At 61.9% G+C, this 3,591-nt stretch carries 5 protein-coding genes; 3 read left to right on the forward strand and 2 right to left on the reverse strand.

What is annotated here, in order from left to right:
* Positions 1-48 precede the first annotated feature (48 nt).
* Complete coding sequence (locus Q1W26_RS11240; protein ID WP_300439895.1) at positions 49-294, reverse strand: AbrB/MazE/SpoVT family DNA-binding domain-containing protein; 246 nt, start codon at positions 292-294, stop codon at positions 49-51.
* 631 nt (positions 295-925) lie between these two features.
* Between Q1W26_RS11240 and Q1W26_RS11245 the strand changes: the two genes are divergently transcribed.
* From Q1W26_RS11245 to Q1W26_RS11255, 3 genes are all read left to right on the forward strand, one after another.
* A complete protein-coding gene (locus Q1W26_RS11245; RefSeq protein ID WP_300439897.1) occupies positions 926-1,318 on the forward strand; it encodes a hypothetical protein in 393 nt (130 codons plus the stop codon).
* A gap of 209 nt (positions 1,319-1,527) precedes the next feature.
* A complete protein-coding gene (locus Q1W26_RS11250; protein ID WP_300439899.1) occupies positions 1,528-1,947 on the forward strand; it encodes a DUF1178 family protein in 420 nt (139 codons plus the stop codon).
* Positions 1,948-2,059: 112 nt separating this feature from the next.
* Entirely contained in the window at positions 2,060-3,004 is a 945-nt protein-coding gene (locus Q1W26_RS11255) for a glycoside hydrolase family 75 protein (protein ID WP_300439902.1), read from the forward strand.
* 39 nt (positions 3,005-3,043) lie between these two features.
* Here Q1W26_RS11255 and Q1W26_RS11260 read toward each other — a convergent pair whose 3' ends face one another.
* A complete protein-coding gene (locus tag Q1W26_RS11260; protein ID WP_300439904.1) occupies positions 3,044-3,589 on the reverse strand; it encodes a flavodoxin family protein in 546 nt (181 codons plus the stop codon).
* Between the last annotated feature and the right edge of the window lie 2 nt (positions 3,590-3,591).

A 3,591-nucleotide genomic window follows, 5' to 3' on the forward strand; every position in this document is an offset into this window, starting at 1 on the left:
GGTCGAAATCGAGATGCACGATGTCACCACGGTTCGGCAGGTACGCCATCAGCCGTTCTCCAGCCCAACTGAGGGCATTTCATCCCAGCCTTCTACGCGCGGCAGCCCTTGTGGCATTTCTGCCATCAGGTCGGCCAGCTTGTAACGCGGACGGCTCGGTGCTTCCACGGTCATCTTCTTGCCCAGAAGCTGAAGCTCCACCTGAGAGCCTTCGCCCAGACCATTCTGGTCAATAAACGCCTTGGGTACCGTCATTACGAGGGAGCCACCGGCTTTGCGCAGGGTTTGAAGCATACGAGCCTCCTATCAATCAAGAGTCCTACTTTAGTATGACTTATTGTTTTATTCAAGTAGGACAATCACGGAGGCTGGCGTTGCAATTCAGCTCTTTCGGCGGCCCCCTCACCGGAGAATCCGGGAGTCCTTCAGTCCCGTAGGGTTGGGTAGCTCAGCGTAACCCGACATTGATGGCATCGTCCAAAAATGGGAGTGTCAGATTAGGCTGCGCTAACCGGACTACGGGCTGCACTGAGCTTAGCGTCGGGCCCGCCGGAAGTTGGCGAGGCTTGGACTAGAGGCACTGGGGCGGGGGAACTTGGCACACTCACGTTGGAGGCTGGCCCCAGAAAAGTCAGCTCGAAAAATCCTCGTGAGATATATGATCTACAGATGGCAATCGAATCCCCACATCTTCTGACAGTCTCACCTGGCGACGTCGGCCTCTGCCGAGCGTGTCAGCACACGCGTACTTTCACGAATGAGTTCCTAGAGGAAGTAATCAGAAAACACTTGCCCGTGCGTGACGGCACGTACATTTACCTGCATGAGTTAGGCAAGTTCAAGTGCTCCAAGTGCGGAGCAAAGAGCATCAGCCTAGCGCCTAAGCCAACGTCCTCTTTGACGGGTTTTCCGGGGATAAGTCAGGATGGACGGACAACGCACTCAACGCACACCTCCACGCTTTTGTCATCAAAAACGTCGATTTATTGCAGGCAATGCGGAGGGGATGGAGGCGCTGGCGGGCGTTGCCCTCGGTGCGGTGGCAACGGACTTGAACCTTGATTTAATCTGGAGGACGGCAACAATGGCTACACAATTGGATAATGAGAGTCAGTCTATTGATGAGGTCGAGGGCTACTCACCCTCGCAGTCAGGCGACGTGAAGATCATCACTAACCACACCGGCTACACGCATTCGAACAGTTCAAGCTGGGAACACGACGACACAGGTGATGAGAACAACTACTCCGGCTGCGCCGACGACATGATTAACGCAGAAGCTGAGCATGAGGGATGGGAAGAAGGTTACGATTATTAAGCGCAATAAGGTGCGGGCGCGAGAAAACGAATAGAGTTCGCCTGCACAGCATTTGCTGGCAGCCCCAATTGATGAGTAGAAGCCGTGGTAGTCCCGTGGTAGTCTGCTCCCTCCCAGACAGCCGACAGCCCAGTAACCGCGCGGGTTTCAAGGTAAGTTCGTTAGTCCATGCATCCCGTTCCGGGCACCACTTACTTTCAGCGCACACCGTGATCGTTCTCGACCTCATCTGTGACCAGGACCACCGCTTCGAAGCCTGGTTCGCGTCGAGCGACGCCTTCGACACCCAGCTCGCCACCGGGCTGGTGAGCTGCCCTCACTGCGCCTCGCGGCAGCTGCGCCGCCTGCCCTCGGCGCCTTACGTGCAAACCTCGTCGCACTCGGCGCCAAGCGTGCCCAAGCCGGATCCGGCCGCCATTGCGGCCCGCCTCGTCGACGCCCTGCGCAGCGCCGCCAGCCAGTCGGAAGACGTCGGCGAGCGCTTTGCCGAAGAAGCCCGCCGCATCCACCACGGCGACGCCGAGGAGCGCGCCATCCGCGGCAAGGCCAAGCAGAGCGACGTGCGCGAACTCATCGACGAAGGCATTCCGGTGCTGCCAGTTCCGCCGGACAAGGAAGACCTGCACTGACTGCCCTCCCATCGGGCTTGTCCGCCCGTTCGTGGCGATCTATAAAGGTTTGAAAAAGTCATCCTGCATCCATTCGGCGATGCAGGAATCAAATCCCGATGGAGTCCTCGCCATGAAGAAAATGCCCTTCAGCCGCACGGTGCTGCCCGCCCTGCTGGCGCTTCTCAGCCTTTCCGCCCACGCCGTCGATTGCGGCATGAGCCTGTCTTTCAAGCAGAAGGATGGCAATGCCAAGGGCGGCGCAACCGCCGTCTGGTCTGCGTCGGACAAGGCCTCGCTGCTGTTCGTCGAAGGGCTCAACGTGAATACCGACGGCACGCGCCGCTCCTACAGCGTCGGGGATTTCTGGGGCGAAAAGACGGCCCTCAACAACCTGTGCAACGCCATGAGCGACGCCTGCGGCGGCCTCGACAAGGCGGGCTTGCGCGCCCGTCGCATCGCCACGGAACAGGCTGCAGCCGCCGGGTGGCCGGCTGACAAGCTGGCCCAGACCCGCATCGCAAGCTCGATCATTCCATTCAAGGACGGCAAGCCCTGCCCCGCGGTAGACGGCTTCCTGGTATCCGCCACGGCGCTGGCCAAGCCGCAGATCGCCGATCGCTGCGACATCGGAAACTATCTGGACGCCCTGAGCACACCGGCCATCGTCCTCCCCAAGAATCCATCGAAAACCGTGCAGTCCGAATTCGCCCGGCGCAATGCCCGCGTCGGCGATCTGGTCGTCACGATGGTGCCGGGTGCGGCCGAGCCGGTGTTTGCGGTGGTGGGCGACACCGGACCGTCCGGCGAGTTAGGCGAAGGCTCGATCGCCCTCAATGGCAGGCTCCTCGACAAATCCGCTGCGCCGGCCAACTACCTCGAAGTGCGCGGCAAGCCGCCCTACGCGGGCCGGGGCTGGACGGTACCGAAGGCGGCGGTGCTGATCTTCCCGGGCAGCCGTGACAGCGCCAATCCCTACATGAGCACCGAGCGCATCGACGCCGCCGCCGCCCAGCGCTTCGAGACCTGGGGCGGAGTCCAGCGGCTCAAGACCTGCGTGGCGGCCTACCTCAAGTAGGCCCCGCGCCAGGCCAGAGGGCGAGGTTGGGCCCTTGATTCAACCCTTGAAGCGGGCCGCCACCTCGGCCACGCGACGGCCGAACAGCCGGGCGGTTTCCAGGTCGCCGGCCGGCATCTCGTCGACGCTGGCGTCGGCGGGAGTCTGGGCCATTGCACCGGCAAAGGAGCCGAGCACATTGACGTCGTTGCGCTGGGCGGCCTTGGTGTTGGACGGCGGCATGCCGGTGCTGACCCACACGCCGCCGTGCTGCATGGCCAGCGTGAACAGCGCGTGCAGGGTCGCCAGCTTGTCGCCGTTCAGCGAGGCGCTGTTGGTGAAGCCGGCAAAGACCTTGTCCTTCCACGCCTGGGTGAACCAGGCCTTGCTGGAGGCATCGGCAAACTTCTTGAACTGCCAGCTCACGCTGCCCATGTAGGTCGGGCTGCCCATCACGATCGCGTCGGCGGCGTTGAGGGCATCCCACGCGGCATCGGGCAGATTGCCCTCGGCGTCGATGGCGAGCAGTTCGGCACCGGCGCCCTCGGCGACTGCCTGGGCCATGCGCTGGGTGTGGCCGTAGCCGGAATGAAAGACGACAACGATCC

The sequence above is a fragment of the Zoogloea sp. genome (assembly GCF_030157465.1).
GTDB lineage: Bacteria > Pseudomonadota > Gammaproteobacteria > Burkholderiales > Rhodocyclaceae > Zoogloea.

Excerpts from the sequence above, each read along its gene's own strand:
- Q1W26_RS11240 (WP_300439895.1), bottom strand. The coding sequence starts at position 294 with ATGCTTCAAACCCTGCGCAAAGCCGGTGGCTCCCTCGTAATGACGGTA.
- Q1W26_RS11245 (WP_300439897.1), top strand. The coding sequence starts at position 926 with ATGGACGGACAACGCACTCAACGCACACCTCCACGCTTTTGTCATCAA.
- Q1W26_RS11255 (WP_300439902.1), top strand. The coding sequence starts at position 2,060 with ATGAAGAAAATGCCCTTCAGCCGCACGGTGCTGCCCGCCCTGCTGGCG.